The following is a 6,577-nucleotide window of genomic DNA, read 5'->3' as shown; positions in this document are numbered from 1 at the left end:
GCGACGCAGCGCGGCGTCAATGAGCATGACCTCCCTGCGCTGGGACTCCATCAGGCTGGAGAGCGTGTAGTCGGCGAGCTCGGCCTGGGCGTTCTCCTCGTACTCGGGATCCCGCTCCTGGTTCTTCAGGGCTGTCAGCTCACGGTGGGCGCCCTCCGTGGCGGTGAGGATCTCCCGGCGCCGGCGCTGGAGGAGTGCCCGGATCTTGATGAGGTCGTTGGCTCGCGTCATGGCCGACTGGCTCCGTTTCATAGGGTCCTGCTCCCGCTCGGACCGGCTGTCCGAGTGATGAACGGGTGAAAGCTAGGGGTCCCCCGCAGGTAGGGAAACCGGAGCCCCTCTCGGAGGGCATGGCTGGGCTGGAGGCCAGGCGGGCAGGCTCCTTCAAGCAGCCAACTTGAGGACACCCCTTCTCTTTTTCATCGCTGGGAAAGGGGAGGGGAGTCCTGCTAACTGTTTTCGGACAGCCCCGGAGTGCGGGGCCAGGGAGTGTGTGATGGCGGAAGAGAAGCCGCGGGTGACGGTGATCGGGGGCGGGCTGGCGGGCAGCGAGTGCGCATGGCAGCTCGTCCAGAGAGGCATCCCAGTGACTCTGCGGGAGATGAAGCCGCACAAGCGCTCGCCCGCGCACAAGTCGGATCAGCTCGCGGAGCTGGTGTGCTCCAACTCGCTGCGCTCGGACAACCCGGAGAGCGCCATCGGCCTGCTGCACGCCGAGCTGCGCGCCCTGGGCTCGCTCATCCTGCGCAGCGCGGACACGCACCGGGTGCCAGCGGGGGATGCGCTGGCCGTGGAGCGCGAGAAGTTCTCCGGAGCGATCACCCAGGCCGTGCGCGAGCACCCACTGGTGGAGGTGGTGCACGGAGAGGTGGAGCGCCTGCCGGAGGGCCTCGTCGTGGTGGCCACGGGGCCGCTCACCTCGGAGGCGCTCACCCAGGAGCTGGAGCGGCACGTAGGGCAGAAGCTCTACTTCTACGACTCCATCGCCCCCATTCTCTCTGGGGACTCCATCGACATGGCCATCGCCTTCCGACAGAGCCGCTACGGCAAGGGAGACGGGGACGACTACCTCAACCTGCCGATGACGCGGGAGGAGTACTACCGCTTCATCGCCGAGGTGAAGGCGGGCCAGAAGCTGACGCCGCACGCTTTCGAGGAACCTAAATACTTCGAAGGCTGTCTGCCGATTGAGGTGATGGCAGAGCGCGGAGAGGAGACGCTGGCCTTCGGGCCGATGAAGCCGGTGGGGCTGATGGACCCGCGCACGGGCCAGTCGCCGTACGCGGTGGTGCAGCTGCGCATGGAGGATCGGGCAGGCACCTCGTGGAACATGGTGGGCTTCCAGACGCGGCTCACCTGGGGCGAGCAGAAGCGCATCTTCACCACCTGCATCCCTGGCCTGAAGGACGCGGAGTTCCTGAGGATGGGGCAGATCCACCGCAACACCTTCATCGACTCGCCGCGGCTGCTGGACAAGGACCTGTCCCTGAAGGCGGAGCGGCGGGTGTTCTTCGCGGGGCAGATCACCGGCGTGGAGGGGTACGTGGAGTCCGCGGCGTGCGGCGCCCTGGTGGCGCTGGCGCTGCAGGCCCGGCTGGAGGGGCGCGAGTTCGTCCCACCGCCGGCCACCACGGCCCTGGGCTCGCTCTACCGGCACGTGACGGGCGAGGCGCACCCGCCGGACTACCCTCACCAGCCTACCAACGTCATCTTCGGACTGTTCCCGCCGCTGCCCGGGCGGGTGAAGAAGCAGGACAAGCGGGCGCGGTACGCGGCGCGGGCCCAGGAGGATCTCGCCGCGTGGCTGCCCACGGCGGCCGTCCCGCCGTCCCTTCAGAGGAGCGCGTGATGCAGCTTCGGAGACTCGTCGTGGTGGGAGCGCTCATGGCGCTCTCGGTGGTGGGATGCAAGCGCGGGGACTCCGACGGAGGCGGCGGAGGCGGCGGAGGCGGCGGCACGGGGGGAGGGAAGGGTGCTGTGGTGGGTGGCATGGGGACGCTGCTGGCGCCGGGCGTGGCGGCGGATCTGCGCGTGACGCCGGATGGCCAGTTCGTCACCTTCCTGCGCGAGGCCAAGAAGCCGCGGCTGGACGGGATTCCTCCGCAGATGCTGGTGGGCGAGCTGCACGTCGTCCCGGCTCCCGGGGGTTCACCGCGCAAGGTGGGCGAGGGGGTGACGAACGTGCCGGGGGGCCAGCTCTTCTCGAAGGACTCGCGCTACCTGCTCTTCCTCACCGGCTACAACCCGGCGAGCCAGTCCGGCGTGCTGCACGTGCTGTCTCTGGCGGATGCCACCGCGGAGCCGGTGCGGTTGGGCGAGCAGGTGACGTACATGCTGCCGAGCCCGGATGGGAAGCTGCTGGCCTTCGTGGACAGCGGCGTGCTGAAGCTGGGGCCGCTGCCGGCCGGGCCCTTCAAGGACGTGGGGGGCGAGGTGGCCACCGCCCAGTTCACCCCGGACGGCAAGACGCTCTTCTTCAAGCGGCGGCTGGTGGCCGCGGGCGGGCTGGCGGCAGTGGCCGTAGACAAGCCCGAGGCCCCGCGCAAGCTGGGGGACTACGTGGGCGACTACGAGGTGTCCTCGGACGGGCTGCACGTGGCCTGGCAGGCGCGCAGTGACGCCGAGCGCGGCATGTACGATCTCTTCATGGCCCTTGTGGCCGACCTCAAGCCGCGCAAGGTCTCCTCGGGGACGAAGGTGTTCGCCTTCTCCAAGGATGGGAAGTGGTTGGCGCGCACCGAGAACGGCAAGCCCGAGCTGCTGGGCAACCTGTACGTAGGCCCGGCGGACGGCAGCGCCGGACGCGAGGTAGGTGAGCGGGTGGAGGAGTTCTCCTTCTCCCCGGACTCCCAGGCGCTGGCCTTCCTCGAGAGGTACGATCCGTCCGCGCGCGCGGGGTTGATGGCCGTGCTGCAGCTGCCGGACGGTGCCACCCAGCGCGTGGGCGACCGCGTCCCCAACTACACCTGGGGCTCGGACGGCAAGTACGTGGCCTTCCTCACGCGGGTCCTCAAGCCCATCTACTCGGTGGACCTGATGCTCTACCCGGTGGGCGGAGAGAAGGCCGAGAAGGTCCACGCAGGCGTCTTCGGCTACGGCTTCACCCCGGGCAACTCCGAGGTCATCTTCCGCACCAACTGCATCCGCGAGGGCCGCGCCTGTGACTTCAAGGCGCTGGATCTGATGCAGCAGGCCCGCTCCGAGCCCGTCACCTGGATCCAGGGCATCTTCAGCTACAAGCTCGCCAGCGACGGCAAGCGCTTCCTCGTCACCTATGCCCGCATGGACTCGGACACCTACGACGTGGGCGTCTACGACACGAAGAGCAAGGCCCGGAAGACGCTCGACCAGCGGGTGCAGATCCCCGCGTACTTCGCCGGGCCGGGGGACTCTCACGCCGTGTACCTGGTGACACAGGGCCAGAAGCCCGGCGTCTACATCGCCCCCGCGACACCTTGAGTCGTGACGCGTCGTGTTAATTGACTCGAAAATCAAGGAGGATTGATTCGAAAATCACGGCGCCAGCCTGGAATTTTCCGAGGGGAGGCCTGTAACGTATGAGAATGAGGGGCTTTGTCCGCCAATGTGAGCCCATGGGAAACAATGGAGTACATGGTGCGATAATGTGTATGTAAGCCCGCCACGGTAAGCACGGTGGGTACACCCCTCACGCCGGAGTCGCCCATGAGCTCGCGCACGATGCAGTACGGCAGCCTGCAGATGTCTCTGCCTGAGGGCTGGTCGGACGCGACGCAGATCGTGGCCTCGGGGCCGGTGGAGGAGGGGTTCCGCAGCACGCTGGGGTACACGACGGAGGCGGTTCGCCCGCGGGAGACGCCGCCCCAGTTCGCGGCGCGGATGCTGGCGCAGCTGCGGCACACGCAGGAGGGGCTGCAGCTGGTGTCCGAGCGCCCCGCCACCTTCGGCGCCCTGGGCGGCTTCCTTCGCGAGACGACGCACGTGGCCCACGGCATGAAGCTGGCGCAGCTGCACTTCTACGTGGCGAAGGCCGGGGTGGTGCACATCTTCACGTTCACGCAGCGGGCCGAGCGCCTGCAGGCCTCCCGCGCCATGGCGGAGAAGCTGTTCGCCTCGGCGACCCTGAGCGCCCCGGCTGCGGCGCCCGGCGCTCCCTCCGCCACGCTGCCTCCCGCCCTGCGCCCCCGTCCGAAGTACATCGAGCCCCGGCACCTGCGCATCATCGCGGCGTGAGGGCCCGGGAGCAGGGAGCCCCTCTGGGGAGGAAGTTTGCTTCAGGCCTGTAGCCGTCTACCCTTCGGCCCATGGAGTCGCTGTCACCACTGCTGGAGAAGTTCCGGGCCCACCTCGAGCACGAGAAGGGCGCGTCGCCGCACACGGTGCGCAACTACCTCATCGATCTTCTCGACTTCGAGCGCTACCTCACCGAGCGGATGAAGCTCACGCTGCTGGCAGGCTCGCATGCGGCCATCCGCGGCTACCTGGGCACGCTGGCGGTGGACCATGCCCCGGCGAGCCGTGCGCGGAGGCTGGCGAGCATCAAGTCCTTCTACAAGTACCTGGTGCGCCAGAAGCTGCTGTCGGCCAGCCCGGCCAAGCTGGTGAAGAGCCCCAAGCTGCCCAAGAGCCTGCCCAAGGTGCTCCCGGTGGATGAGGTGTTTGCCATCCTGGAGATGCCATCGCGGAAGACGGTGCTGGGACTGCGCGACAGGGCCATCCTGGAGATCCTCTACGGCGGAGGCCTGCGCATCAGTGAGCTCTGCGGGTTGGACCTGCTGGACGTGGATCGGAGCGGGCGCATCGTCCGGGTGATGGGCAAGGGGAGCAAGGAGCGCCTGTGCCCGGTCAACGCGCAGTCCATCCGCGCGCTGGAGGCGTACCTGGTGCGGCGAGGTGAGCTGCTGGCCACGCCTCGGCCGGGACAGGATCCGGAGGCGCTCTTCCTCAACTACAAGGGCGGGCGGCTCACCCCTCGCAGCATCGCCCGGCACCTGGACACGTACGTGGTGCAGTGCGCGCTGACGCGCAAGGTGAGCCCGCACGCGCTGCGCCACTCGTTCGCCACGCACCTGCTGGGCGGCGGCGCGGACGTGCGCAGCATCCAGGAGCTGCTGGGGCACGCGAGCCTGTCCACCACGCAGCGGTACACCCACGTCACCGTGGAGCAGCTCCAGCAGATCTACGACGCGGCACACCCGCGGGCCTGAGCAAGCCATGGTTCCTCCTCGTCGGCCCGGTCGTGTGCCCGCTCCGAAGCCTCGCCAGCGCACGCCCGGCCACCACTACAACGCGAGCTTCCTCTCGGCCGCGGACCGCGAGGAGATCCGCGCATGGCTCACCACCCTGCGGCCGCTGTGGGAGGAGCGCTACTCGAAGCACTTCCCACCGCCGCCAGGGCAGACGCAGCGTCGGCTCCTGAGGCCCGTGTACTGGCTGGGCAACTGGCAGTTCGCCTGCCTCGACTACTACCGCCCTCCCAAGGGGGTGAAGGACCGGTGCGTGCGGGCCGAGCCGTTTCCCCCCGTGCTCCAGCGTCAGGTGGACAAGATCGAGGCACTCGCGCGCCGGATGTTCCGTGGGCCGGACATGCCACCGCGCTGGCACCTCAACACCTGCCTGGTGAACTTCTACGGCAACCGCTTGGAGGACGGGCGCTGGGTGGACACCGCCCGCGTGGGCGAGCACAAGGACTTCGAGCCGGGGCCCGTGGCCTCGCTGTCCCTGGGCGAGCGCGCCCTCATCCAGTTCGTCACCTCCAGCCGCCCAGGCGAGCGCGACGCGGTGGTGCTCGAGCAGTGGCTTGATGACGGCTCGCTGGAGCTCTTTGGGGGTGCGCAGTGGAAGGAGCAGACCTTCCACCGGGTGCAGCGGGTAGACACCCGCGCGGGACACCTCCTCCCGCCCGAGCTTCCCGACTTCCAGACCCGGCGCGTGAACTTCACCTTCCGCTACGTGCCGGACGAGCACGTGACACCCTTCGCAGCGCTTTCTTCCGAGGCCCGCGAGGACGTGCGCCCCTATATGCGCACCCTGGCCGAGAGCAGCGCCTTCTTCCGCGCGGAGCTGGCGCGTGAGGCGACCGAGGCGGGTGTCCTTCTCAGGTGAACCGGATGTCGCAGGGCGCGGTCTCCACGTAGGCCTCCTCCAGCCGGTACCAGTTGGCGCGGGCACCCAGCTGGGCGAGCACGGACATGAGCCCAAAGCGGATGCGGAAGAGGAACAGGAACTCTCCGGGCAGCGTGAGCTTCAACAGGTGGCGCTTGCTCTCGAGGACCTGTCGCATACCGCGGGCCTCGCCGAGATCGATGGCCTGCACCTCGTCGCGCAGCATGGGGCCGTAGAAAGCCCGGACGAGGCCGCGGGCCGTCTCGAAGTCATAGCGAGGTGGCTCCCCACTGCCGCAGGGCCGAAGTCCGCAGCGATCGCCCTCTCCACCTCTGGGTACTGGACCTTCACGGCGACGCGGGTGCCGTCCACGAGCCGCGCCCGGTGCACTTGCCCAATGGATGCCGCTGCGATCGGTGCGTCCTCCAGGGAATCCAGAAGCTCCGGTGCGCGCTCGCCCAGCTCGGTCTTGAGGATGTCGCGAACCCTCTTG

The 6,577-nt window shown here is 68.6% G+C and carries 7 protein-coding genes and 1 pseudogene; 5 read left to right on the top strand and 3 right to left on the bottom strand.

Annotated features, from left to right (window positions below; genetic code table 11):
- Positions 1 to 231, bottom strand: a pseudogene (locus VD972_RS08405) (TraR/DksA family transcriptional regulator); the annotation flags it as partial.
- Positions 232 to 496: 265 nt separating this feature from the next.
- Between VD972_RS08405 and trmFO the strand changes: the two are divergent.
- The 5 genes from trmFO to VD972_RS08380 all read left to right on the top strand — a co-directional run bounded on the left by trmFO (position 497) and on the right by VD972_RS08380 (position 6,084).
- Complete coding sequence (gene trmFO / locus VD972_RS08400; RefSeq protein WP_324983483.1) at positions 497 to 1,849, top strand: methylenetetrahydrofolate--tRNA-(uracil(54)-C(5))-methyltransferase (FADH(2)-oxidizing) TrmFO; 1,353 nt, start codon at positions 497 to 499, stop codon at positions 1,847 to 1,849.
- Entirely contained in the window at positions 1,849 to 3,459 is a 1,611-nt protein-coding gene (locus VD972_RS08395; RefSeq protein WP_324983478.1) for a gliding motility protein, read from the top strand. Before trmFO ends, VD972_RS08395 begins: the two co-directional genes overlap by 1 nt.
- Positions 3,460 to 3,684: 225 nt before the next feature.
- Positions 3,685 to 4,212 carry a DcrB-related protein gene (locus VD972_RS08390; protein WP_324983475.1) on the top strand — a complete coding sequence of 176 codons (528 nt, stop codon included), beginning with the start codon at positions 3,685 to 3,687 and terminating at the stop codon, positions 4,210 to 4,212.
- 71 nt (positions 4,213 to 4,283) lie between these two features.
- Positions 4,284 to 5,186: a tyrosine recombinase XerC gene (locus tag VD972_RS08385; protein WP_324983470.1), complete on the top strand. Its 903-nt coding sequence runs from the start codon at positions 4,284 to 4,286 to the stop codon at positions 5,184 to 5,186.
- Between the two features lie 7 nt (positions 5,187 to 5,193).
- On the top strand, positions 5,194 to 6,084 hold the full coding sequence (locus tag VD972_RS08380) for an alpha-ketoglutarate-dependent dioxygenase AlkB (protein WP_324983468.1): 891 nt from the start codon (positions 5,194 to 5,196) through the stop codon (positions 6,082 to 6,084).
- On the opposite strand, the gene VD972_RS08375 is transcribed toward VD972_RS08380, so the two are convergent.
- A complete protein-coding gene (locus tag VD972_RS08375) occupies positions 6,077 to 6,310 on the bottom strand; it encodes a hypothetical protein (RefSeq protein ID WP_324983488.1) in 234 nt (77 codons plus the stop codon). The genes VD972_RS08380 and VD972_RS08375 overlap by 8 nt on opposite strands.
- A complete protein-coding gene (locus VD972_RS08370; protein ID WP_414654010.1) occupies positions 6,226 to 6,513 on the bottom strand; it encodes an AarF/UbiB family protein in 288 nt (95 codons plus the stop codon). Before VD972_RS08370 ends, VD972_RS08375 begins: the two co-directional genes overlap by 85 nt.
- Between the last annotated feature and the right edge of the window lie 64 nt (positions 6,514 to 6,577).

This window comes from Hyalangium sp. (assembly GCF_035629615.1).
Taxonomy (GTDB): Bacteria; Myxococcota; Myxococcia; order Myxococcales; family Myxococcaceae; genus Hyalangium.
The sequence above is the reverse complement of the archived record's forward strand: the minus strand, read 5'-3'. Positions and strand labels throughout refer to the sequence as shown.